Raw genomic sequence first — 25,318 nt, 5'->3', positions numbered from 1 at the left:
GCCTTTTTGGCTTAAGGAACTTGTTGGTTTTAGCAGGGAACCCCAACCTCGATGCGTTGCAAGGCATAGGTTTCGTGCATTTCGCGCACAATTTCGGCGGCACGAGCTGGTTTAATGCAACGTTCAGCAATCAAACGCTCGGCAACTTCCTCGACCAAGGCTGGTGGAGCGCCAGCACTCATGGCAATCTGGCGGGCGTGCAAACTCATATGGCCGCGTTGAATGCCTTCGGTTGCCAAAGCCCGCATTGCAGCCAAGTTTGAAGCCAAACCAGCACACACACAGACCTCCGCCAATTCGCGGGCTGAGCTAACATTCAACAATTTTAAGGCAGCTGCCGCTGTTGGATGCACCTTGACTGCGCCCCCAACAATCCCAACAGCCAATGGCATGGTCAATGTGCCAACCAAATTACCTTCAGCATCTTGTTCCCAGGTGGTCAACGAGGTATAGCGGCCATCGCGGGCGGCATAGGCATGCGCTCCCGACTCAATCGCCCGCCAATCTTGGCCGGTTGCCAACAAAACTGGGTCAATGCCATTCAAAATGCCTTTGTTGTGGGTCGTTGCGCGATAGGGATCGACGGCGGCGAAGGCATAAGCCCACAAAATCCCTTCGATCACATCTTCGCCACGCAGATCCGAGCGATCCAACGCGCGGGCTGGAATCACACAGCGCGCAGTTGCCAAACGCCGATCGCTCAAGTTAGAGAGAATTCGCAAATAAGCACGTCCACCAGTTAAGGCCTCTAAGCGCGGCGCAACAGCTTCAGCCATCGCATTAATCGCGTTAGCACCCATGGCATCCAAACAATCGACAATCAGGTGCACCACCAACATTGGCCCCATTGGGCTAGCAGGAAACGAGTGTACTTCGACATCCTTGGCCCCGCCACCTAAGCCAACCAACGAGGTGCTTTGGCGATTGGCAATTGCCAGCAAATCGGCCTTGTGCTGCAAAATAATTTCGCTAGCAGTAGCATGATCGGCGATATGCACCAATTGAATTTGGCCAATCATCAACGATTCGGTGCTGCTGGTCGAAAAACCGCCGCCTTCGCGGGCCAGTTTGGCCGCAAACGAAGCGCCAGCCACAATCGATGGCTCTTCGACAACCATTGGAACTAAGGTATCTTTGCCATTAATTTGAAAGTTGGTCGCAATGCCCAAAGGTAAGCTATAAGTACCAACCACATTTTCAATCATCTTATCGGCGCGTTCAATCGTTAAGCTGCCAGCGCCATGCAGCGCCCGCAAATCATCGTTGTTCAAGCCATCAAAAGCCCCTACGGCTTGCAAACGATCAAGCGGCGAAAGTTGGTAAAATCCTTGTAAACGGCTATTTTTTGCTTTCATCAGAACGAAGCTCCTCTGTCGCCAAAAATTGGGTCAGCATGTTGTAGACGGCTGAAGTGTAGCATGTGACGCATGGCAAACCTAGTCAAAAAGCTGTCAAAACCTCTCATTCCGCTGTCGATTTAGCTACCGCTAGCCGTTCTACGCAGATTACATACCGAAGGATGGTAACCCAATGCTTGAAAAATTGGCACTCACGTGGCAAAATGGGCTGAGGCGTGGTTGAGTAGCTTTAGGCCGTATTCGATAGCCTAGCAGCAACGAGCCTCGAATGCTAGCCTACCTTAGTACTACGCAGCCTAATAAAAAAAGCTCCACAGCTTTCGGTAGCTGTGGAGCTTTTTGAGGCTAAGAGGTCAGATTATGGCAGAACCGTGAAATAGACATCAGCAATATGCTTGCTGGTTTTGCCTTCCAACGAAATCAACCACAGCCCAGTTTCTGAGCCATCGGTTACCCACTCAGCATTTTCGAGCGAGCCGTTTGCGCCAATCGTATCACCTTCATCGAATTTATAGGTTTCACCTGCTGGATCAGTAATCCACAAAATAACTTCTTCGTTTGGTTGGAAGCCATAAAAATCAAAGAATAAGACCGTGCCAGCTTGAACACATTTGCTAGGCCGAATATTGGCCGATCGTGGATCAGGTGTATTCTCACATTGTTGTTCTGGTGGCACTGGCTGCGACCATTCATCAATGATTTCTTTGCCGAGCAAGCCCAAAAGCACCTTGAACTCGTCAGGGTTGTTTGGGTGCCATTCGAGACGAGCACGCTCGAACCATTGGGTTACCACCGTATCGCCGTTCGCATTGGTTTCGGTTTGGGCGCTGGTCAAGGGCAAACCAAACAATTGCAACGAACGAGCGTAGGTATCCAAGCCATCAATCTTCAAGCCATGTGATTGCCAGTAGCTCTTGAAGCCCAAATTGCCTGCTTGATTACAGACGTTGTGGCCAGTTTCTTCAAACCACAAACAGCCATCAACCGGGCCAGCTTCGCGTGGCTCAGCGTCGCGGCCAAGTTGGCTAAGTCGTTCTTTGCCCAACAAACCTAGCAAGACTTCGTAAGGCGTGCCCGCATTTTCTGGGTGCAACTCAAAGCGATTGCGTTCGAGCCATTGAGTCCAATAATTAGCATCGCTATCGACATTATATTCATCACCTGCTTCAGCGATGGGATAGCCGAACACTGGCAAACCACCATTGTTCTTCCAATAGGCCAAGAAATCATCGGCCAAACATGCGGTAATGCCAGGCACATCGAAACATTGGGTTTCAAGCACGATTGGTTCGGCGGCGGCGGTTGGGCGGGGCTGAACAGCCAAGGCTGCTACGGCGAGGGTTGCAGTCGCCAAACCAAACATTCGACGGAGTACACTCACGAATTCCTCCAAACATGCTGCGAACAGCATCTAGACTGATGGGATTGCCTCATCATAACAAAATCCCAGCCAATTGCTACAAGCAATTGGCTGGGATTCTAAACCAACTAAGCAGTTCAATCAACTAAACTTATTGCGTAATCGTAAAGTAGACGACTGCAGCATGGCCACTCGATACACCTTGCATGGTAAATTGCCATGTACCAGGGTAGAGACCACGGGTGTTGAAATCAAGTACACTAATTGCACCTCGTGGTCCAATATTCAGGGTGTCTGCTGTTCCAACAATGTTACCATTTGGATCGGTGATCCAGAAGCCAACCTCTTCGTTTGCCTGGAAGCCATAGACATCGAAGCTGAAGACGGTTCCAGCAGGGCCACATTGGGCTGGGCTGATCCGTGCTGAAACTGGATCAGGCGTGCTAGCACAAGGATCAGTTGGGGTTGGGCTTGGAATTGGCGCTGGGGTTGGGGTTGGAATTGGTTGGCTGCGGCCATCAATGATTTCTTTGCCCAACAAGCCCAAAAGCACCTTGAACTCGTCAGGGTTGCTTGGGTGCCATTCGAGACGAGCGCGCTCGAACCATTGGGTTACCACGGTATCGCCGTTGGCGTTGGTTTCAGTTTGGGCGCTGGTCAACGGCAAGCCAAATAATTGCAACGAACGAGCGTAGGTATCCAAGCCATCGATCTTCAAGCCATGCGATTGCCAGTAGCTCTTGAAGCCCAAATCGCCTGCTTGATTACAGACGTTATGGCCAGTTTGCTCAAACCACAAACAGCCATCAACCGGGCCAGCTTCGCGTGGCTCGACTTGGCGATTCAATTGGGCCAGCCGTTCTTTGCCCAACAAGCCCAACAACACTTCGTAAGGCGTGCCTGCATTTTCTGGGTGCAACTCAAAGCGATTGCGTTCGAGCCATTGGGTCAAATATCTTTGCTGCGTATCAGGATTAACTTCATTAGCAGCAGCGGTGATTGGATAGCCAAATACTGGCAATCTACCATTGCCATTCCAATAGGTCAAAAATTTGTCATCGAGACAGTTGGTGATGCCGGGTACATCAAAGCATTGGGTATCAAGCTTAATTGGTTCGGCAGCGGTGGTTGAGCGAGGTTGAACAGAGAGAGTAACCACCGCAAGGGCTGCAGTCACGATTCCTAAAATCCGACGTAAAACCACAAAGTCATCCAAATATGCTGCTTTCGGCAGCCTAAAACCTACTTAACGCAACTCTTCATCAAGTTGGATGCCATTGGCGGTTGTTCTCTCACAACCGAATCGAGCGGCGTTTCCCATGTATGAGATGCTGAAGCCAGCCCAAGAGATTTGCCGGCTTCAGCCGTCCTATGCTTTTTTAGCGCCAATTACGATTGTTGGCATATTCTTTGGCCAACAACCCAAGCAGTACACCGCTACCTTCGTGATATTCGAAGCGCCCGCGTTCAAACCACTGGGTGGTGACAGTTGCGCCATCGCGGTTGGTTTCGGTGGTTGGCTCTGATAATGGCAAGCCAAACAATTGCAAGCTGCGATCATATTTGCTCAAGGCAGGATCGTTCAGCCCATTGTTTTCCCAATATTTGCGGAACTCGCCACAAACTTTGTGTTGAGTTTGCTCAAAGTAGAGACAGCCAGCTTCTGGTTGGCCTTTGGGGAAAGTGAACCAATCATCGCCGCGATCCCGCAAAACTGAATCACCTAAGCGGCCCAACAATACGTTGTATGGGGCAGCTTTTTCAGGGTGAAACTCAAAGCGTTGGCGCTCGAAATATTGCACGGTAAACGAGCCTTCGGGCGTTTGTTCAACAAATTCTTCGCTGATTGGGTAGCCGAATACGGCCAAACCGCCGTTGCGATCCCAATAGTTTTTGAATTCGCCACGCAAATTGTGGCCAGTTTCAGGGAAGTATACTTCGCCAACTGGAGCTGGCAACGGTGGCGCACCAACAGGCACAAATGCATGATTGCCTGGTTGTGGCTCGGGCGTTGGCGGCTGCGGAGCTGGCGGGGTTGGTGGCTGTGGTTGTGGTTCACCAGGAATGGTGCGCAACACAGCATTTTGTACGGTCTTGTAAGTATCAAGCCGTCCATAGCCGCTATAAACATCCTTGCCAGGAGTCATAATATCAACTGAGCTACCAGTAATCAATTTTTCAATTTGATCAACGGTCAATTCAGGCCAAACGCTCAAGGCAAGCGCAGCCGTACCAGCTACAAACGGACAAGCAGGCGAGGTGCCGCTGCCAATAGCATAGCCATCGCCACCATCCCAATTGGTTGTGGCAATATCGACCCCGGGAGCAGCAATATCAACATAATTGCCATAGGATGAGAAATTAGCAATCTCATCTTTGTAGTTACTTGCTCCAACCGCAATCACATGGTCAAAAGCAGCAGGATAGATGGTTGGATTGCCTTTGTTGCCTGAATTGCCAGCTGAGGCAAACAGCGGAATATTTTTATTGTAAATATAATTCACAGCATCTTGTTCGGCTCGTACAGCCCGTGGGCCGCCTAAACTCATGCTAATGATCCGCGCCCCATTATCAGCAGCCCAATACATGCCTTCGATAATATCGGCTGCGGTACCTTCGCCTTCGCTGTTGAGCACTTTCACTGGCAAGATCTGACAGTTCCAGCAGAGACCTGCCACGCCTTGACCGTTATTGGTCACAGCGGCGGCAATCCCAGCCATGGCCGTACCGTGGCCTTCATCATCGTGGCTATTGCCATTATTTTCTAAGGCGTTGTAGCCAGGCAATACGTGCCCTGCCAAGTCGGGGTGGGTGATTGAAACCCCAGTATCAATAATTGCAATCACCAAGCCATTGCCTTGGGTCATATCCCAAGCGCCATTGGCTCCAATTTTGGGTAAGCCCCATTGCTCTGCATAATATTCATCGTTAGGATCGACAAGGGTTTTGCGCACTGCGTTGTATTCAGCATAGCGCACGGCTGGATTTTTGAGCAATTGAGCGATTTTGGCATCGCCATTGCTGCCAGCAGGCAGTTTTAGCATCGCAACTTGGCCAATGCCATCGAGTTGGTTGGCTGCCAGCAACGGGCCAATGCCGAGGCCATTTTCCAAAGCCTTCGAACCTTCAAAGAATGCACCATTCGCACTGACGCGATAGCCATTATTAAACGTTACCAGAATCTCATCGGCAATAATCTGATCATCGAAGGATGCTGCTTGGGCTGGGCGTTGAATCAAGGGCATGAATCCAAACGCTAACAGCAACAGCAACCCCATGCGAACGGTTCGTTGCATACGGTGCCTCACTCATTTCAGTTAAAAGTGGGGAGAGTCGGTTCTCCTCTACAAGGGTCTATTATACCAGCAGGCCTACTAAATCGACAATATGCCAAATTTATAGCTTCTACTAGTACCCCACTCATCCCAATTGCTGAGAGCCTTACGCACTACGTGGCCGAAGGTTGCAGCAATTGTTAGCAATTGTGACGTGTCGTTAATTGCGTGTTTTGTCAACTAGACACTTAAGCAGCTTTTAGATACAATACCAGTGATAGATTTTCAATGGTAGATTTGGTAGATTTTATAGATTCATGACAGAATTAAGCATCGACATCGATCCAGAATGGATCTCACTGAGCGAGGCCAGCGATTTGCTGGGGGTTGCGCCTTCAACGGTTCGCCGTTGGGGCGATGCTGGTTTAGTGCCAACCAAACGCACGCTTGGCGGCCATCGCCGCTTTCAGCGGGCAGCAGTTGAACGCATGGTCAATCAGCAACAGCCTGATCATCAGCCAGTGCCCGAATTGGGCCAAACCCGCCATTGGCATCTTGATACGCGCGAGTTGATGGGCCAAGGCTGGCATGCCCGCTTTGACACCAACCCAACCACCGAGCGCATGCGTGGCTTAGGCCAACGCTTATTTGGGATGTTGATGCAATATGTCAACAGTAATGAGCTTGATGAACGGATTTTGGCTGAAGCCAAGGCGGTTGGGGCCACCTATGGGCGCGAAGCTCGCGAAATGGGAGTCTCGATGCACGATACGGTTGAGGCCTTTCTGTTTTTTCGGCGGGCGTTTGCCCAGTTGGCCAAGCCACAATCGACCCGTCCAATCGATGTGGCAACCGTCGTAGAACTGCGGACACGCCTCGATTTGTTTATGGATGCAACGTTGCTCGGAACAATCGAAGGTTTTGAACAAGCAGGCTCGTAAGTGCAAACCTCAATTGGCATCGACCAAACTTTCGCGCTTCATGATTCTTGCGCTCGATGCAAATAGCGCTTTGCTTTTTACTGGGAGTTTACTGTGCAACTGGTGGTTGTGGGGGCACATCAACGCACGGCCCCAATTTCAATTCGCGAGCGAATCGCCTTTGCCGAGGCCGAGTTAGCTCAAGCTCTGCATAATCTTGGCCAGATTGCCGTTGAGGGCTTTATCCTTTCAACCTGCAATCGGGTGGAATTGTATGCGCTGGTGGCTGAGGCTGATGGCGGGCGTTCGTTGCGCCAATTTTTAGCCCAGCAACGCTTCATCGATCTTGATGAATTGATGCCCCATTTGTATACCTATATCGATGATGATGCAGTGCGCCACCTGTTTCGGGTGGCTTCGGGCTTGGATTCAATGGCGTTGGGTGAGGCCCAAATTTTAAGCCAAATCAAAACTGCCTATACTGCCGCCCAACAAACCGAGCTGTTAGGAACAACCATGCATCGTTTGATTCAGGCAGCGCTAACCACGGGCAAGCTAGTACGCACCGAAACCCAATTGGCCCATGCTCAATTATCAGTGGTTTCGGTTGGCCTTAGCCTAGCGCGCCAACATATCGAGCTTAGCAATCGTTCGGTGGTGATTATTGGGGCTGGCCGCACTGGCGAATTGGCGCTCAAACACTATCTCGAACATACCAGCAACATCACGGTGCTGAGCCGAACTTTTGAACGCGCCGCCCGTTTGGCCGAGCATCACAAGGTTGTTGCCAAGCCCATGAGCGAGCTACTGGCGACCTTACAAGCCAGCGATGTGGTGATTAGCTGTACTTCATCGCCTGAGTTGATGCTTGATTTGGAACAGGCTCAAGCCTTGCAAGCGCAACGTCAACGCCCATGGGTATTGCTCGATTTGGCCGTGCCTCGCGATATTGATCGCCATATTGGCGCGCTGGCCGATGTGTGGCTCTACGATGTTGACGATATGCAGGCAATCTGCGAACGCAATCGCGCCAGCAAAGCAGCCGAAGTAGCCGGAGCCGAAACGATCGTCGAACGCGAATTGGTCAAATGGCAGGAGTGGTGGTCAACCCAAGCCGTCTTGCCAACGATTCGCGCCTTACGCGCCCATGCCGAAGCAATTCGGCTGGCTGAGCTTGAACGAGCCTTGGCGCGCTTGAATCTTTCCGAGCAAGAACAGGCTGCGGTTTCAGCTTTGACCAGCGCGATTATCAATAAATTATTACATCAGCCGATGCGGGCGATTAAAGATACTGCTGCCAGCCCACAGCTGGCGCACGCCGCACAGCAATTGTTTCGCCTCGATTTTGAGGCAATCGCATAAGCTCAGATGGTTAGGGCCATCACTGTTATAAAGGAATTAAACTTCCATGGAAGACGTTAAATTGCCAAATTCAACCGAAGGCCAATTGTTTGTTCAATACACCACCTTCAAGGCCGCTCCCGAATGGCGACGCTTGCCAGCAGCAGCCCGCGAAGACTTGCGCGAACAATTTGCCCAAGTGGTCGAAGAGGCCTATCCTTCAATTGTGACCTATTCGTATAGCACGATTGGCTTTAAGCTCAATTCCGATTTGTTGCTATGGCGCAAAGGCACCTCGCCAGTGGCGATGCAAGAGATGACCAGCCGCTTACTGCAAACTGGCATCGGAGCCTATTTTGAGCAAACCAACCTTTACTATGGCTTTACTCGTACTTCCAACTACACCAAGCGCCCAACCACCCAAGAGCAAGCGATCGACCTCGAAGATCGCGAACCATATTTGATTGTTTATCCCTTCAGCAAAACCAAAGAATGGTATTTGATGAGTCGCGATGCCCGCCAAGGCATGATGAATGAGCACATTCGGGTTGGCCACGAGTATGCAGATGTGCGCCAAGTGTTGCTCTACACCACCGGCATCGATGACCATGAATTTATTGTGGCCTATGAAACCGATAGCTTGCCCCGCTTTGAAGAATTGGTGATTGCGCTGCGCTCGACCGAAGCGCGCCGCTATACGCTCAACGACACGCCAATCATCACCGGGGTCAATCGGCCAATTCGTGAAGCTTTGGCAATGATTTAGTTTGTCAGCCGAGCCAGATTTGGCGTGCAATGCGCAATGCTGGCTCGGCTTTTTGATCGCAACGATTCATCAACCATCAAAGGATAGAACAATCACTATGCAAGATCGATTTTTACGGGCTTGTCGCCGTGAAGCTGTGGATACGACCCCAGTTTGGTTTATGCGACAGGCAGGCCGTGCGCTGCCCGAATATCGTGCCATCCGCGAGCAATATGGCTTTATGGATATTTGCTATCAGCCAGAATTGTGTGCTGAAGTAACCTTGCAGCCAGTGCGCCGCTTGGGCGTTGATGCAGCGATTATGTTTGCCGACATTATGACTCCATTGATTGCGACTGGCGTGGGCGTTGATTTGGTCGAAAGTATCGGCCCTGTGGTTGCCAACCCGATTCGCACCATGGCCGATGTTAATCGGATTCGGCCAATCGAGCCAGAAGTTGATGTGCCCTACATTAGCAAATCGATTCATTTGCTCAAAGCAGAATTGGGCCAAATCCCGTTAATTGGCTTTGCTGGCGCACCATTTACCTTGGCCGCCTACTTGGTCGAAGGTAAAGGCTCGAAGAATTTTCTGAATACCAAAGCCATGATGTATGGCAGCCCCAACGTGTGGCATGCGCTCATGGAACGCTTGGCCGACCTGACAATTAGCTATTTGCGGGTAAAACTTGCGGCTGGGGTTGATGCATTGCAGCTGTTCGATAGCTGGGTTGGTTGTTTAAGCCCCCACGATTATGCAACCTTCGTGCAACCTTACACCGCCCGCATTCTCAAAACCTTGCGTGAAGAAACTAACATTCCGTTGATTCACTTTGGCACCAACACCACCAATTTGTTGCCTTTGATGCGCAACGATGGTGGCTCAGTGCTCGGGGCCGATTGGCGGATTCCAATCGACGAAGCTTGGCAATTAATTGGCGACGATAAAGCAATCCAAGGCAATCTTGACCCAGCAGTCTTACTCGGGCCTTGGGAATATGTGCGCGAACAAGCTGCCGATATTTTGCGCCGAATCGACGGTCGCCCAGGCCATATTTTCAACCTTGGCCATGGCATTCACCCGCAAACTCCGGTGGCGAATCTCGAACGCTTGGTGGCGTTTGTTCATGAACATAGAGCATAGAACATAGGGGTCGGGGGATAGGGGCTAGGGGTCAGGAAATTGGAGAACATAGAGCATAGAGCATAGAACATAAATAATTTTTCGTGCTTTTCGTGTTCTTCGCGGTTTCAAGCCTTCGTAATCGTGCTTTAACGCAGAGGCGCAGAGTATCGAAGGATGAAGCGTAAGGCTTTGGAAAGAGAAAGCTTCGCGATCTTCGTGATCTTCGCGGTTTCAAGCCTTCATGTCCTTCGTGCGCTTCGTGGATCATAACTAAAGAATGAGGAACATTATGTCAGCAAAAACAGCGGTCTTGCTGATGGCCTATGGCACGCCCAACGCTATCGATGAAGTTGAGCAATACTACATCAATGTGCGTGGTGGGCGCATGCCAACGCCTGAGCAAGTCGAAAATCTTTCAGCTCGCTATCGGGCAGTTGGGGGCCATACGCCACTGACCACCCTAACCAAATCGGTAACCGACCAACTGCAAGCCCAACTTGATGCCGAATTTCCTGGTCAATATCAGGTCTATTTTGGTATGAAATATTGGCATCCATTGATTCCCGATGTGGTCAAGCAAATTCATGCTGATGGCATTAGCAAAGTGATTGGGCTGGCGCTTGCCCCCCATTATTCAAAAATCAGCATTGGCGGCTATCAAAAACAAGTTGATCGCGCCAACGAAGAATTTAATACCAACATCGAGTTGCAGATGATCAATAGCTGGCAGGAACAGCCAAAATTTCGCAATTTGATTGCCAGCCGCATCAGCGAAGCCCTGGCGTTATTTCCTGCCGAGGTGCGCGATCAAGTGACGGTGCTGTTTAGCGCCCACAGCTTGCCGCAACGCGTTTTGGCTTGGGGAGATCCCTATCCAGAGGAGTTGTTGGGCAGCGCCAAAGGCATTGCCGAAATGCTCGAATTGCCTGATTGGCGCTTTACCTATCAAAGCCAAGGCGAAACCGGCGAGCCATGGCTGGGGCCTGATGTGCTCGATACCTTGGCCGAACTGGCTGCTGAAGGCAAAAAGTATGTGCTACAAGTGCCATTTGGCTTTGTCTGCGACCACCTCGAAATTCTGTACGATATTGATATTGAGGGCAAGCACAAAGCCAATGAACTAGGCTTGCAACTTGAGCGCATTCAGTTGCTCAACGATGATCCTGCCTTCGTCGATTTGCTCAAAACCGTCGTGACTGGCCAATAAAAAAGGTGTCAGGGATTAGGGGTCAGGGTTCGGCAACCGCGAAGAGCGCGAAGATCACGAAGGGGGAAAGAACAGTTTCGGCTGAAAACTCCTGATTTTAAGGTTCATCAAACATCGGTTGCAAACCACCAATCGTCATTGAGGAGGCACAGGGGGATTAAAGCCCTCTGCGTCTCCCGCCCAGCAGACGAGGGGGAACCACCAAACCAAAAGCCCCTCGCCCGCCGCAGTGGGAGAGGGGTTGGGGTGAGGGGAAGTTTGATTCGTCGCTTACGCTAGCAAGAATGAACAGCATGAATAGATTAACCATTGGAACTCGCAAAAGCCAATTGGCCTTGGTGCAAACTCACGCCATGCGCGATGCGTTGTTGGCAGCGCATCCGCACTTGACGATTGAGCTTGAGCATATCACGACCAAAGGCGATGCGATTTTGGATCGACCATTGGCGGCGATTGGCGATAAGGGCTTGTTTGTCAGCGAAATTGAAGATGCCATGCGCAGTGGCAAGGTCGATTTGGCGGTTCATAGCGCCAAAGATCTGCCTTCAATTTTGGCTCCCGATATGACGATTGCGGCTTACCCTGAACGGGCTGACCCGCGCGATGTCTTGGTTGGAGCAGAAGGGCACACGCTGGCAGATTTAGCCCATGGGGCCAAAGTTGGCACCAGCAGCCCACGCCGCGCCGCACAATTGCGCAACTTACGCCCCGATCTGACAATTATTGATATTCGCGGCAATGTTGATACACGGTTGCGCAAGCTCGATGAAGGCCAATACGACGCAATTGTGTTGGCAGCAGCAGGCTTGCAACGCTTGGGATTATTGGATCGCGTGAGCCAATTTTTCGATCCCTACGAAATGACTCCGGCGGTTTCGCAGGGCATTTTGGGCATCGAAGCTCGCGCGGGCGATCAACGGGTGGCAGAGTTGCTCAAAGTGCTCGATCACGCTGAATCGCGGGCCACTGCCGAAGCCGAAAAAGCCTTTTTGGCCACGATTGGCGGTGGTTGCCAAGTTGCCGTCGGGGCGTTTGCCACCTATCAAGCTGGTCAATTGCACTTAATCGGTATGATTGGCGCGCTTGATGGCCGCTTAGTCCGTGGCGAATTAACTGGCGCTGCCAGCCAAGCCCAAGCGCTTGGAGCCAGCTTAGCCCAACAATTGCTTGAGCAAGGTGGGCGCGAATTGCTCTAAATCGGTTGCGATTTGCAGCGCTTTTGGCATAGCCGATTACGCTTGAATTTCGGCCATGCAGGCCATAATCTTGTATACTACCAAGGCCGACAATTGATTAATTGCAGATTGAATACTCGCCCATAGCCACGTGCTAGCAACAGATTGTGGATTGCAACGATGACGATGCGCACACCTTTAGCGGGCAAGCGAATTGTGTTGACCCGTGCCCGTGAACAGATGACCGAGTTCGCCCACCTCTTGGAAGCCAACGGAGCTGAAGTTCTGTATTGTTCGGCAATTCAAACGCTGCCACCAGACGATTGGCAAGCGTTTGATCGGGCGCTGAGCCAAATCGAACGCTTTGATTGGCTGCTTGCCACCAGCACCAATGCAGTTCGTGCAGTGTTCGAGCGCTATGGCGTTTTGGGATTGCCATGCAACGCCTTAGATCAATTGAAAATTGCTGCAATTGGCAAAGCAACGGCCAAACTTTTGACCGATTTTGGTCATGCGCCCAATTTTGTGCCGCATGCCTATGTTGCCGAGCAATTTTTGGCCGAATTTCAAGACGTTGCAGGTCAACGGATCTTTTTGCCACAGGCCGATATTGCCCGCCCACTGTTGCGCGAGGCATTAACTGCGCGTGGTGCTGAAGTTACGGCGCTAGTCGCCTATCGAACAGTGCCTGATCCACAGGTAGTTGAATTGGCTGAGTTGCTGCGTCAACAGCACGTTGATGTTGTAACCTTCACCTCAAGCTCAACCGTGCGCTACACCATCGAAGCGTTGCATGCGGCAGGTATGCGCAATTCGCAAGAATTTTTGAACCAAACGATTATTGCAAGCATCGGCCCAATTACGAGCCAAACTGCGCTTGATTTGGGCTTGCATGTTGATATTGAGGCAGCGGAACATTCAACTCAAGGCTTAGTCGAAGCTCTGGTTGAGTGGGCCAACGCCGAAAAGGAACTGGCATGAGTCCATTTGAAGCTGGGCCAATCCCCAAGCGACGGTTACGCCGCGGGCGACGCAACGCCACATTACGGCGCATGGTGCGCGAAACCCAATTAACCGTCGATAACTTAATTGCGCCATTGTTTATTGTTGAAGGCCAGAACATTCGCAAGCCAATTAGCTCGATGGCTGGTCAATTTCAGCTTTCGCTCGATCAGCTTGGCGCTGAAATTGATGAATTGGTTGCAGCCCACATTCCTTCAGTGCTGCTGTTTGGCATTCCCTTGCACAAAGATGCCCAAGGCAGCGCAGCTTGGGATGCGAACGGCCCTGTGCCCAGCGCAATTCGGGCAATCAAGCAACAAGCGCCGCATTTGGTAGTGATTGCCGATGTCTGTATGTGCGAATATACCGACCACGGTCATTGTGGCATTTTGACCAGCGGCGAGCCAGAAACAATCACGGTTGATAATGACCCAACCTTGGAATTATTAGCCCGCGCTTCAGTTGCCTATGCAGCAGCAGGAGCCGATGTGGTTGCACCAAGCGCTATGATGGATGGCCAAATTGCTGCAATTCGCCATGGCCTTGACCAAGCAGGCTATCACGACACAATTATTCTGTCGTATGCTGCTAAATTTGCCTCGGCTTTTTACGGCCCCTTTCGCGAAGCAGCCGAATCAACACCTCAATTTGGCGACCGTCGTTCCTACCAAATGGATGCGGCCAATGCGCGCGAGGCAATCGCCGAAGTTGCGCTCGATGTGGCCGAGGGAGCCGATTGGCTCATGGTCAAGCCAGCAGGAGCCTATTTGGATATTATTCGCGCAGTCTACGACGAATTCAATCTGCCCTTGGCCGCCTATCAAGTCAGTGGCGAATACGCCATGATCAAAGCTGCCGCCGCCAATGGCTGGATCGACGAGCAACGAGTGGCGCTCGAAAGCTTGTTGGCAATTCGTCGCGCTGGCGCAACCATGATCATCACCTACTATGCCAAAGACGTAGCCAAGTGGTTGAAAGAATAGGGGTCAGGATTCAGGGACGAGGGATCAGAAATTATTTAACGCAGAGACGCAGAGTAAGACCATAGAGCATAGAACATAGGGCTGGGGATCGGCTGTTGGGGATTGGGGATCGGATTGAGCATAGCAGGCATAGCATAGAATATACAAACATCCTTCGTGCTCTTCGTGTCCTTCGTGGTTACAATCTCGTGGCTTCGTGGTTTCAAAACCGATCCCCAGCCCCCGATCCCCGATCCTCAAGACATATGGAGATACAAAACGTGATCAACGATGCTTCCAGCGCGGCTTTTGAACGCGCCCAAGCACTTTTACCAGGCGGCGTTAATAGCCCAGTGCGGGCTTTTCGCGGCGTTGGCGGCGTGCCACGCTTTATCGATCGAGGCGCAGGAGCTTATCTCTACGACATCGATGGTAATCAATATATCGATTATGTCTTGTCGTGGGGGCCGTTGATTCTTGGCCACGCCTACCCAGCGGTGGTCGAAGCAATTTGTGCTCAAGCCCAACGCGGCACCAGCTTTGGCGCACCAACCGAGCTTGAAAGCGAATTGGCCGAGTTGGTGATTGCTGCCGTGCCAAGCGTCGAAATGGTGCGCTTTGTTTCGTCGGGCACAGAGGCCACGATGAGCGCAATTCGCTTGGCCCGCGCCTACACCCAACGCGAAAAAATTATCAAATTCGAGGGTTGCTATCACGGCCATGCCGATCCATTTTTGGTTCAAGCTGGCTCAGGTGTGGCAACGCTGGGCTTGCCCGATAGCCCGGGCGTGTTGAAAAGCGCCACCAGCAACACATTAACTGCGCCATTTAACGATCTTGATGCGGTTGAGGCCTTGTTTAAAGCCAATGCTGGTCAAGTTGCCGCTTTGGTAATCGAACCAGTCGCAGGCAATATGGGCTTTGTGCTGCCACGCGAAGGCTATCTGGCAGGCTTACGCCAACTTTGCGATCAGCATGGCGCGTTATTAATTTTCGACGAAGTGATGACGGGCTTTCGTGTAGCCTATGGCGGCGCACAAGCCTATTTCAACGTCATGCCCGATTTGACCTGTTTGGGCAAGGTGGTTGGTGGTGGTTTGCCAGCGGCGGCCTATGGCGGGCGACGTGAAATTATGCAAATGGTCGCGCCAGCAGGCAACATGTATCAAGCTGGTACGCTTTCGGGCAACCCATTGGCGATGGTTGCAGGCATTCAAACGCTGCGCGAAATTGCCAAGCCCGAAGTTTTCGAGCGCTTGACTGGCGTAACCTCGACGCTCTGCCAAGGCTTCTGGAAAGCAGCCTTCAAAAATGGCATTCCCTTCCAAGCGCATAAAGCTGGCAGCATGTGGGGCTTCTTCTTCGCTGGCGATGAAGTTTACGATTTCACGTCGGCGAAACGGGCCGATACCGTCATGTTTGGCAAATTCTTCCATGCCATGCTTGAGCAAGGCGTGTATCTTGCGCCATCGCAATTCGAGGCTGCCTTTGTCTCGATTGCGCATAGCGATGAGCTTGTCGCCCAAACCATCAACGCGGCCCAAGCTGCTTTTGCCAGGATTCGCGGCTAAAATAACCAGCAGCGCCAAGTTAAATTAAGCTGGCGCTGCATTCCCTCAATTGGTCAAATACCAATAAATCCAGCCAAGCACAGCCAGCAAAATTAATGAAACGAGGGCAAACGGCAAACGATAGGGTTGTGCTGATGTTACAGTTGGCACAAACATCTGATCGTGTTGTTCACGCTGATTATGCTCAATTGCTCGTAAGTTTTGTGGAAATTGAGCCATCAATAAAAAAGCCCAGTGAAAAGCAGCTAGGGCTGCCGGTGCAATTAAAAATAATGGATTCATACTATTAGCGGGATTGTGATTATCAATCTGTTGGATGAAAAAGTGGCAACCAATCATTAATCCAACAAACAACGCATATGCCCACATCGATGCTTTTTGCTGCAATGGTGGCGAAAACGAGCCAAATTTAGATACTATATTAGGATTGTAGCGATAATAGATTGATTGTAAAGCTGGAACATTGCGATTAAATGGAATCTTATATTCTTCAGCTTTTTGGATCATATAGGTAACAATCGATTGAAAATCTTTTGGTTTTAACATTGAACGAGATATTGCAAATATTTGAGTTTTGCTTACAGCTCTAATTTGATACATACCATTATTATGGGTCATATCTTCAACCGCAATAATATCATTCCAGTTAATTTTTTTACCATCTACAATCGAATCAATCTGCATATAATCATCAGCTGCAACAAATTTCCACTTATAAGCTAACCACGTAAAGCCAATTGGAATTAAAGCCAGCAATAGACAAACCATTGCAGCAATAATTGAATCAGTGGCAGCTATAACAGTAACAATAAGGAGAATAATGATAAATGGAATTCCATATTTGCCAACAGGCGACTTATAAACCGTCATACTCTGTACTCCTCAAACTATTGGCGCGAACGCTGCAAATCGGCGACAACAAAACCATGATCCGACAAATTAGCCGTGCCATTCCATGCTCGCAAAGGCTGCCAATGCAGGTTAGGCATAATATAATCCAAACGCACTGCCTTGGGAATAGGATAGTTACTTGGAAAGGTATAGCCCAAGCCCCAACCTTTTTGCTGATAGGCATCGCCAAGCTGTTGGCGCAAACGCAGATAATTGGGCTGGCGTTCGGTCGTATTCAAATCGCCTGCCAAAATTAAGGGCTGGCTTTGGTCGGCAATCAATTTTAGCAACTGCTCAAAGGTTGGGTCTTGTTGGGTTTTGGTATAAACGCCCTTGAAACTGGCCAACGGAATATGCGGATGGGTGTTGATCAAGCGAGTTGGGCCAGTTGGTGTAGCAATTTCCAAATATTGGCAGCCACAACTATCAACGCCACGCGCCACTGGAGCCAATTCGGTCACTGGCCAACGGCTCAGCGTCGCCAAACCACCAGCCCCCGAATGCGGATTCAGCGCAGCATAGGGATACAAATCGGCCAAAGCTTCGGGCAGTTGCGGGTCAAGCTGAAAATTATATTCCTGCAACACAACAATATCTGCTTGTTGCGCGCGAATTGTAGCCACCAAGCCACCAATATCGCGAGTATCGTAATACACATTCCAAGTCATAATTCGCACATCTTGTGGAGCTGGATTAGTAGATTGGGGCCACCAACGCCCGCCATAAATGCCCAAAACCACTAATAAATTCAAGCCAACCACCAGCAACAAACGACCGCGGCGGGCAAGGCTTGCGAAAAGCGCAACAGGCAACAAACTGGCATAAACCCAGGCATCAAAGACTAACAGCAGCATGCCTTGCGGCGTAGTTGCAAGATTAGTCCAGCGCAATAGCGACCACAAACTACATGGCAACACCCCAAGCCACGCCAAAGCGATCAAGCCACGTTTGATCATCGCAGAAACTCCCTTACTCTACCAATTGAAGCAATGTGATTTGAGCAGCTCAAAATCAACACCAAACCATAGCATGGCGAGCAGCAATTTGCCAAACACACAGGTGCATAACCAAGCTTTTTGCTCTATGAAACAAGGTTAAAGCGTTCATCAGCCAGTAAATTCAGTTAATTATTCGTCACTGCCAATTAAAAATTCTTCTCGCTCGAAGCTAAATTGATTTCTGCCAACATGTTTATAATATTGTTTGCATAATTTAATATTGTATCGTTGACAGTATTGATACAATTTTTGCTCAATCGCAATGCAATAAGCTTGGGGAAAGAGCATCCCAGAGATTCCTGCTTCAATAATCGAGCCATTATTGTAGATAAATTTAAATTTCAAATAATTTGCAGCTTGAGGTATTGATTGCTCATGATAATTGTACGATTCAATCGTCACTAAGCGTACCCATTGCCATTGGATTGTCACGACCTTGAATAATGATCGAAACCGAATATATTCAGCATCAATCGTAATAAATGACCGTTTTTGCATATAAAATAGATACAAACATATGATTGTAATAAATCCTATAAATATTGCAAAACTTGATATTCCATTAATCAATAGAATTAGGGTAATGCTAAGCAAAATTACACCAACGATTAATTGAAAATAGCTAGTTTTTCGATGTTTATACATTATTAAATACCTAAAAATTGGTAGTAAATTAAGATACCTATTAGGATCACCAAATAAAATACGAACAATCGCCCAAACAGCATTTTATTAACCAACTTTGGTATATATAATTGCTGCTCATACGGGTGAATCAATACTTCAGGTTGGTTGATGGCATTTGGTAACAGCGCCAAGCTCAATTTGAACGCTTGATAGAATGCAAAAGCTGCTGATGCGAACAGAAAAGGCAGATTTGAGAAAGCCAGATAGCCAAGCGTCACGATTAAAAGCATCAAGCCGAGCCCACACAAAGCAGCGGGAATTTTAGTTAATGGTGGCTGATGCAAGCGCAGGATTTTTTGCCATAGGCTTAATCGCTCAGGGTAAATCGCTGGATAAAGCACAGTTTCAATCGTTTTGGTGGGAATTGCATACTGCTGGCTATAATGAGCTAACTTGGTTTTAAATACCTGTCTCTGTTGCTCAGTAAAGCGCGTATGCACAATCATTGATTGTGTGGCATCAGAAAAGCGGATTTGATATTTGCCAGCTAGATAGCGGAGATCGCGATCCATAAACTGTGGTTTTACTGGCTCCGTAACATATTCAATTGCCTGAATTGTAGCCCAAGCAAACGTATAATCAGCGCGATAGGTCTGGATGCGAATACCCTGATCATTCAAATAGAAATGCTGCCACGTTAATAAAGCAAAACGCACAAAGATCGCCAGATACCAGCCAAGAAAACAGAGCTTTGCCCAAAACGCAAAATGACTCAAAGCTCCTAGGCCAAATATTAAACCTAGCGGCCAAACCAAGCTAACCAAAATTAATAAGCGCCGCAAAACGCGCAAGTGAATAATTGATGCATTCATAAAAGTTCTCGTTTCTCTCAATGATCGAGGATTCAAAATTTAGGCTAAGCATAGCCAAATTTCACCGTTTATGAGCATAATTGAATCACTTGTACTTGATAATCATCACGCAGAATGTGTTCAATCTCAGTCCAATCACTATCAGTTGCATTAACGATTGGCGGATGTTCAGGATGGGTTAATGCAACTGCCACAAATTTACGATCTTTAAGGTCGAATTTAGCTAAGCGTCCATCAGCGTTGGGAAATTCACTGAAGCTTGCTTTTGAGTCAATCTCAATCGCATTTATGCTCACGTGTTCGCATTGATCACTCCATTCATTAATTAAGAGCCATTTTAAAAATTTATCACCCAAACCAGGTTGTCCACTATCATGAACATCTTGGCGATACTCACCCATAATAAAATAGCCATCATCAATAACAACAATACCTTGTTGCTTAATTATTTCCAGAAAATCAATACACGCTTCCATACAATCGAATTCTCTATGGTCTGCCGCACCATTAGCTGTTAATAAAACATTCGTATCAATGATGCGTTTCATCGCCCAGCCTCGGCCTTTTTACGGCGAATTGTCTCGCGTGAGAGTGCAGCCAAATCGGCCATTTCATCACCAAAGAAATCTTTGGGCCAGTTGCGAATGTTGCCATATTGATCCACATCAAGCGGCACAGCATGCGATGTACCAGTATCATCCATATCACAAAAATAGAGTGCAGTATCAGTATTGCTCAAAACTTCTTCGGCAATTCGGCGTTGCAATCGGTGCAGCAGGTGTTCGCTATGACTTTCGAGCACAATTTGCACGCCGCGTTTAATTGTTTCAATCAAAATATCAGCCAAATTTGATTGCACCGCTGGATGCAGGTAAATTTCAGGCTGCTCTAGAATAATCGTCGAGCCAGGTTTAGCCGAAGCACACAACACCAGCACAGGCAGAATTTGAGCAACCCCAAAGCCAACATCAGTCAGTAATACCTCAGCTGCATTTGGTTTGATTTTCACCCGCACTTCGTGTAAATCAACATTCGGTGCAATCTGATGTAAGCGAAAATCAGCGATCAGGCCTAATTGCTTCAACCAAATTGCTACTTGTTTAGCCAATCGTGACTCTGAATAACGCTTTTGATCAGCTAACAAAACTAAAACTGCATGCTCACCACGATTACCCAAACTACGAATTTCACCAGTCCATTGATAAAATCGCTTAGGATCTTCGCGAATTGGCCCAAGGTATTGCATATCGCGAAAGTGCTCTTCAAAGTTTTGGATAAAATATTGTAAAGCTATAATACTTATTTTCCCTGCTGAAAGTATAGAGGGATGCACAAAATCATGAGGAAGTGTATAGAATTTACTTGTAAAATAAGGTTTCTTTTTTTCTATTAATATATTTTCTTGTTTATCTGTGTACGTATAATTTTCATCAAATTCTACAATTTCATAATTTTGATAAACTGATTTATCTTTTTTAAAGAATGTATAAATATTTCTAGTGATCGATGGGCTTTCATTTTTATAACGAATAGCCGACTCTAAATTGATTCCAAAAATCTCTGAAAAATTTACTTGAAGATTTTCTATATCCATAGAAATATCGAAATCTAATTTTTGTTCTACGTTATGCTGATAAATTACATCCTCAAAACTACCAAGCTCGACATAGCCACCATTGAGATTAAGCACTAATTGCTGATCATTTGACTCGACCGTTTGCTTCAACATCAAAAGGAAGCGCAAAATTGCGGTTTTACCAGAGCTATTGCTACCAAAAAAGCCAGTTAACGGAGCAAAACGCAACTCGCCTGTGTCATTCCACGATTTGAAATGTTGAAACCGCAAATTCGTAATCATCTGCTGAATCTCCCTATCGAGCCAATGAAATGATTGTACTGCCAAGCTTGGGGCTTGGCAACGCGCGTGTTACTCAGGGCCAAATCGTGTACAATAGCGCTAGCTACAAACCGACATCACACCCAAAAACGCACCAAAACCCACCAAAATTTCAGCCGATTCAGCCGAGGAGTACCGAATAATGACTGAACTTCCACTGCGACGATTGATTTTGTACAAGCATGGCGTTGGCTATTTCGAGCGGCGGGGTCAGTTTGAAGGTACGAAGCTCACCCTAGCCTTCAGTCGCGAAGCCATGGACGATGTGCTGAAAAGTTTGGTCGTGTTGGAAAAAGGCGAGGGCCATGTCAAGGGCATCGATTACGAACGGCCTGAATCATGGAGCAATCGGCGGATTGAGCTTGGCGCTGGCCGCCCGCTACGCGATTTATTAACCGAACTGCGCGGGCGACGAATTCGGCTCGCCTTGCGCGATGAAGCCGCCGCCGAAGGCTTGATTGTCGGCATCGACGAGCCACCACCAGAAGAGCCAATCTCGCAGGCCTTAGTCACAATTTACCGCAGCGATGTACGTCAAATCACCTTGCACCGTTTGAATGATATTCGCGGCGTGCAATTGCTCGATGCAGCCGCCGATGAGGTGCTTTGGTCGTTACGCGCCAACAGCGACAAACAAGATTCACGTACCGCCACGATTCAGCTCGACGAGGGCAAGCACGATTTGCTGGTAGCTTACCTTGCACCAGCCCCAAGTTGGCGGGTTTCATATCGAATTATTGTCGATAATATTGAAACTGAAGTGCCCGATGTGCTGCTGCAAGGTTGGGGCTTGTTCGATAATGTGCTCGACGAAGATCTCGAAGATGTGCGAATTTCGTTGGTTGCAGGCCGACCAGTTTCGTTCCGCTACCCGCTCTACGAGCCACAACAACCAGAACGGCCCTTGATTGAAGATACAATTCGGCCAGCAGCACCGCCAGCCTATACCTTGGCCGCGCCTGCTCCAGCAGCGGCTCCACGTGGCAAAATGATGCGCGCCATGGCAATGCAAGAAGAAGCATTTGGTGGCGCAGATTTTGATGCCTTAAGTTTAGGAATCGATGAGATGGCCTCAATTGCCCCAGTTGCCGAAGGTGCATCGCAAGGCGCATTGTTTCGCTACGATGTACGCGAGCCGGTTAGCGTTGGGCGTGGGCGCTCAGCGTTAGTACCGTTGCTCAATTTGCGCACCTCCTGTCGCCGCGAGTTGATCTACCGCGGTGCTGCTGGCGAGCAAAACCCAATGGTGACGGTACGCTTTGAAAATAGTAGCGGCCTAACCTTGGAGCGTGGCCCAATCACGATTATGGAAAGTCGCTCCTATGGCGGCGAAGCTGTGCTGAATTGGACAGCCGAAGGCGGTTTGGTGACGATTCGCTATGCCCAAGCCTTGGAAGTTTCAGTCAAGGAAAATCAAAGCTCAGCCCATCAAACACGGCGCTTGCGGCTTGGTCGCGATGTCTTGATTCACGAAGTTGAGGAATCGCTGACCACAATTTACACCGCCACCAACACTGCTGGCGAGGCCCGCGTAATCAAAATTGAGCATCCATTGCGCCACCCCTATGAGCTGTTTGATACCGTGCAGCCAGCAGAAACCACTAGTCAATTGGCCAGTTGGCTCTTGCCGATTCCGGCGCGTGGCGAGGCAGCTTTGCGAGTGCGCGAACGGCGCTTAATCGAACGTCGCGAACATATTCGCTCGATCAATTTCGACCAATTACGCCGCTATTTGCACGATCGCATGCTCGATCAAAACACCGTTAGCGAATTGCGCGAAGTGCTTACCCTCTATGCACGGCTCGACAGCATTGCCCAGCGCTTCAACGAAATTGAGGCCGCACGCCAAAAAATCTACAATCAACAAACCCAAATTCGTGGCAACCTTGATGTGCTCAAAAACGAAGGTGGCGAGGGCGAATTGCGCACCCGCTATATCACCACGCTTGCAGAAACCGAAGACCAATTGAATGCCCTCCGCGAAGAAGAAACGACGCTACGCAGCGAAGAAGCCGCCTGCCACGTCAAACTCGAAGAACATCTCAGCCGCTTCCCAGGCTAGAATTCCCCTCACCCCAACCCCTCTCTTGCCTAGCAGGAGAGGGGCTTTTTATTGGGTGGTTAGCAATTCATCGTGATAGAAATGCTGGTGTTGGCTAAGCGGCAGAGCGCAAGCTGGCAATGCATATTTCGAACTTCACCCACCATTTCTAGAAGTGATTTTGCTGATGAGAGAAGCAACATTTCGTTATTCAACCAACTTACCAAGCTGGCGAAAATGCTGCTTAACTGCCTCAGCAATTACTGGATCGTTACTGACAATCGCAGCTGGCGAAATTGCATTTGCTTGGGTCAAACGATATTTAAGCGTTGTATCAGCCACATTTGCTTGCAGTTCGTGATACATCACGGCAGTTTCGGGCCCAATATATTTGCTGCTAATGCTTAGCTCACGCTGGTAGGCTCTAATAATCTGCCCATTGAATACAACTAAGGTTGTGCCTTCGGAGATAAAGAATGGAGTTTTTTGATTGGCTTTAACCCATGGATTTTGCACAATCAGCGTTTGGTGTGGCCAGTTGTATTCAACGATAGCAGTAGCAGAAATCACATAGCTAGCTTGTGAAAGATCAGGATCACGCAAGAGATTCCATTCCTGATTGGCCGCAATCCGCTCAGCTTGCTGCTTGCTGAGGACGTTATTTTCAAAAAAATATAATTCATAGCTTGCAACCTGCTTCGTTGCCGGCGGAGTTTGATCTGCTTGCGTGCAGCCAAACAGCACGATCAACAGCCAGCAATAGCTCAACCAACGCATCACCACCCTCCGTTACTCAACCAACTTGCCAAGTTGACGCAAATGCTCTTTGACCGCCTCTGCAATTGCCGGATCATCCGCTAAAAACTGCGATTGTGGCTCATACAGCACTGATGGACGAGTGTGAAAGGAATAGACCAACTTGCCTTGTAATTCAGGGTTTCGCATAAGGATAAACTCTTGAGATAAGGCCATGGCGGGATAGTCGAAGCGGCGCGGGCTGCCTGCGAAAACTACTTTTCCCCCAAACAAGCGTTGGCCAGTATAGACCACCACAAATGCACCATCACCGCCAACCATATAAAAAGGTGCATCCATGCTGGTTTGGCCCCATGGATTGGTAAAGGTCATTGTTTGGGAGGGCCAATGATAGCTGAGCAATAGATCTTCGGTTATGGTAAATGCTGCCTGTTCTAACGGCACGACTTGTAAGATCTGCCATGCAGTTTCGGCGGTTGGCCCAAGCCCTGGCACCGCATCTTGATCAAAAATATAGATCGCAAATTGCTTCGTTGCCGGCGGAGTTTGATCTGCTTGCGTGCAGCCAAGCAGCATTATCAGCAGCCAGCAATAGCTCAACCAACGCATCGCCAACCTCCGTTACTCAACCAACTTGCCAAGCTGGCGCAAATGATTTTTAACTGCCTCAGCAATTGCCGGATCAGCATTGGGAAACGAATGGGGTGCAGCACTCCGAATCGTTGCGCTATTCGAGCGCAGTTGATAAACCGAGATAGCCTCTTGATTGCTATACGATTCGATTGTATCCAGCAACAATGGATAATCAGCGGCCAGCGCGGTTGAATTTGAACGAACACGGCCCATCACAATCCGTTGTTGATTAAAGACGATCACAAAAAAGCCTTCAATATCCATCTCCGCTGGACGCTCTTTGGCACTCAACCCTTGAGGATTGCGAATGCGCAGTTGTTGCTGTGGCCAATCATAAGCAAGCAGATCAGTTTCAGTAATCACGATCGATGCTGCGGCTAAATCAATTGTTTGAAGTGCTGCTGTGGGATTATGATTTGTCACCTCAAACTGATTGATTGCAGTCCGATCAAAAATATAAATCGCAAATTGCTGCGCTGTGGGTGGCGCTTGATCTGCTTGCGTGCAGCCAAATAGCACAATCAGCAGCCAACAATAGGTCAACCAACGCATCACCAACCT

At 49.0% G+C, this 25,318-nt stretch carries 23 protein-coding genes; 10 read left to right on the top strand and 13 right to left on the bottom strand.

What is annotated here, in order from left to right; all coding sequences use genetic code 11:
- Positions 1–29: 29 nt before the first annotated feature.
- The 4 genes from ACFMKP_RS00790 to ACFMKP_RS00775 form a co-directional block, all read right to left on the bottom strand.
- Positions 30–1,355: a hydroxymethylglutaryl-CoA reductase, degradative gene (locus tag ACFMKP_RS00790; RefSeq protein ID WP_382288154.1), complete on the bottom strand. Its 1,326-nt coding sequence runs from the start codon at positions 1,353–1,355 to the stop codon at positions 30–32.
- Positions 1,356–1,716: 361 nt separating this feature from the next.
- Positions 1,717–2,739, bottom strand: coding sequence for a hypothetical protein (locus ACFMKP_RS00785; protein WP_382288152.1), 1,023 nt, complete (start codon positions 2,737–2,739; stop codon positions 1,717–1,719).
- A 130-nt stretch (positions 2,740–2,869) separates the two neighbouring features.
- Entirely contained in the window at positions 2,870–3,934 is a 1,065-nt protein-coding gene (locus ACFMKP_RS00780) for a hypothetical protein (protein ID WP_382288150.1), read from the bottom strand.
- Between the two features lie 163 nt (positions 3,935–4,097).
- Complete coding sequence (locus ACFMKP_RS00775; protein WP_382288148.1) at positions 4,098–6,014, bottom strand: S8 family peptidase; 1,917 nt, start codon at positions 6,012–6,014, stop codon at positions 4,098–4,100.
- 296 nt (positions 6,015–6,310) lie between these two features.
- Here ACFMKP_RS00775 and ACFMKP_RS00770 point away from each other — a divergent pair, with 296 nt between their 5' ends.
- The 9 genes from ACFMKP_RS00770 to hemL all read left to right on the top strand — a co-directional run bounded on the left by ACFMKP_RS00770 (position 6,311) and on the right by hemL (position 16,042).
- Entirely contained in the window at positions 6,311–6,934 is a 624-nt protein-coding gene (locus ACFMKP_RS00770) for a helix-turn-helix domain-containing protein (protein ID WP_054534885.1), read from the top strand.
- Positions 6,935–7,027: 93 nt separating this feature from the next.
- A complete protein-coding gene (hemA, locus tag ACFMKP_RS00765) occupies positions 7,028–8,275 on the top strand; it encodes a glutamyl-tRNA reductase (RefSeq protein WP_382288146.1) in 1,248 nt (415 codons plus the stop codon).
- Between the two features lie 46 nt (positions 8,276–8,321).
- Entirely contained in the window at positions 8,322–9,020 is a 699-nt protein-coding gene (locus ACFMKP_RS00760) for a chlorite dismutase family protein (protein WP_110514033.1), read from the top strand.
- 97 nt (positions 9,021–9,117) lie between these two features.
- Positions 9,118–10,143 carry a uroporphyrinogen decarboxylase gene (gene hemE / locus ACFMKP_RS00755; protein WP_382288144.1) on the top strand — a complete coding sequence of 342 codons (1,026 nt, stop codon included), beginning with the start codon at positions 9,118–9,120 and terminating at the stop codon, positions 10,141–10,143.
- Positions 10,144–10,414: 271 nt separating this feature from the next.
- On the top strand, positions 10,415–11,332 hold the full coding sequence (gene hemH / locus ACFMKP_RS00750; RefSeq protein WP_382288142.1) for a ferrochelatase: 918 nt from the start codon (positions 10,415–10,417) through the stop codon (positions 11,330–11,332).
- A gap of 293 nt (positions 11,333–11,625) precedes the next feature.
- Entirely contained in the window at positions 11,626–12,528 is a 903-nt protein-coding gene (hemC, locus tag ACFMKP_RS00745; RefSeq protein ID WP_382288140.1) for a hydroxymethylbilane synthase, read from the top strand.
- A 159-nt stretch (positions 12,529–12,687) separates the two neighbouring features.
- Entirely contained in the window at positions 12,688–13,488 is an 801-nt protein-coding gene (locus ACFMKP_RS00740) for a uroporphyrinogen-III synthase (RefSeq protein ID WP_382288138.1), read from the top strand.
- A complete protein-coding gene (gene hemB, locus ACFMKP_RS00735; RefSeq protein ID WP_382288136.1) occupies positions 13,485–14,492 on the top strand; it encodes a porphobilinogen synthase in 1,008 nt (335 codons plus the stop codon). The genes ACFMKP_RS00740 and hemB overlap by 4 nt, the downstream gene beginning before the upstream one ends.
- Positions 14,493–14,737: 245 nt before the next feature.
- On the top strand, positions 14,738–16,042 hold the full coding sequence (gene hemL / locus ACFMKP_RS00730) for a glutamate-1-semialdehyde 2,1-aminomutase (protein ID WP_382288134.1): 1,305 nt from the start codon (positions 14,738–14,740) through the stop codon (positions 16,040–16,042).
- 45 nt (positions 16,043–16,087) lie between these two features.
- Here hemL and ACFMKP_RS00725 read toward each other — a convergent pair whose 3' ends face one another.
- From ACFMKP_RS00725 to ACFMKP_RS00700, 6 genes are all read right to left on the bottom strand, one after another.
- On the bottom strand, positions 16,088–16,912 hold the full coding sequence (locus ACFMKP_RS00725) for a hypothetical protein (RefSeq protein ID WP_382288133.1): 825 nt from the start codon (positions 16,910–16,912) through the stop codon (positions 16,088–16,090).
- A 17-nt stretch (positions 16,913–16,929) separates the two neighbouring features.
- Complete coding sequence (locus tag ACFMKP_RS00720; RefSeq protein WP_382288132.1) at positions 16,930–17,889, bottom strand: endonuclease/exonuclease/phosphatase family protein; 960 nt, start codon at positions 17,887–17,889, stop codon at positions 16,930–16,932.
- Between the two features lie 171 nt (positions 17,890–18,060).
- The gene (locus tag ACFMKP_RS00715; protein WP_382288130.1) at positions 18,061–18,429 is read right to left on the bottom strand and encodes a hypothetical protein; all 369 of its coding nucleotides are present in this window, start codon (positions 18,427–18,429) and stop codon (positions 18,061–18,063) included.
- A gap of 149 nt (positions 18,430–18,578) precedes the next feature.
- Entirely contained in the window at positions 18,579–19,382 is an 804-nt protein-coding gene (locus ACFMKP_RS00710) for a hypothetical protein (protein ID WP_382288128.1), read from the bottom strand.
- A 116-nt stretch (positions 19,383–19,498) separates the two neighbouring features.
- Entirely contained in the window at positions 19,499–19,978 is a 480-nt protein-coding gene (locus ACFMKP_RS00705; protein ID WP_382288126.1) for a hypothetical protein, read from the bottom strand.
- A complete protein-coding gene (locus ACFMKP_RS00700) occupies positions 19,975–21,288 on the bottom strand; it encodes a DUF3696 domain-containing protein (RefSeq protein WP_382288124.1) in 1,314 nt (437 codons plus the stop codon). Before ACFMKP_RS00700 ends, ACFMKP_RS00705 begins: the two co-directional genes overlap by 4 nt.
- Positions 21,289–21,469: 181 nt before the next feature.
- Between ACFMKP_RS00700 and ACFMKP_RS00695 the strand changes: the two genes are divergently transcribed.
- Positions 21,470–23,389, top strand: coding sequence for a hypothetical protein (locus tag ACFMKP_RS00695; protein WP_382288122.1), 1,920 nt, complete (start codon positions 21,470–21,472; stop codon positions 23,387–23,389).
- A 186-nt stretch (positions 23,390–23,575) separates the two neighbouring features.
- Here the strand turns inward: ACFMKP_RS00695 and ACFMKP_RS00690 are convergent, their stop codons facing one another.
- Genes ACFMKP_RS00690 through ACFMKP_RS00680 form a run of 3 tightly spaced genes read right to left on the bottom strand, consistent with a single transcriptional unit; the run spans position 23,576 to position 25,309 of the window.
- Positions 23,576–24,145: a hypothetical protein gene (locus ACFMKP_RS00690; protein WP_382288120.1), complete on the bottom strand. Its 570-nt coding sequence runs from the start codon at positions 24,143–24,145 to the stop codon at positions 23,576–23,578.
- Positions 24,146–24,157: 12 nt separating this feature from the next.
- Positions 24,158–24,733, bottom strand: coding sequence for a hypothetical protein (locus tag ACFMKP_RS00685; RefSeq protein ID WP_382288118.1), 576 nt, complete (start codon positions 24,731–24,733; stop codon positions 24,158–24,160).
- A gap of 12 nt (positions 24,734–24,745) precedes the next feature.
- Positions 24,746–25,309, bottom strand: a complete 564-nt coding sequence (locus ACFMKP_RS00680; protein WP_382288116.1) for a hypothetical protein — start codon at positions 25,307–25,309, stop codon at positions 24,746–24,748.
- Positions 25,310–25,318: the final 9 nt, after the last annotated feature.

The sequence above is a fragment of the Herpetosiphon sp. NSE202 genome (genome assembly GCF_042688385.1).
Lineage (GTDB): Bacteria > Chloroflexota > Chloroflexia > Chloroflexales > Herpetosiphonaceae > Herpetosiphon.
The sequence above is the reverse complement of the archived record's forward strand: the minus strand, read 5'-3'. Positions and strand labels throughout refer to the sequence as shown.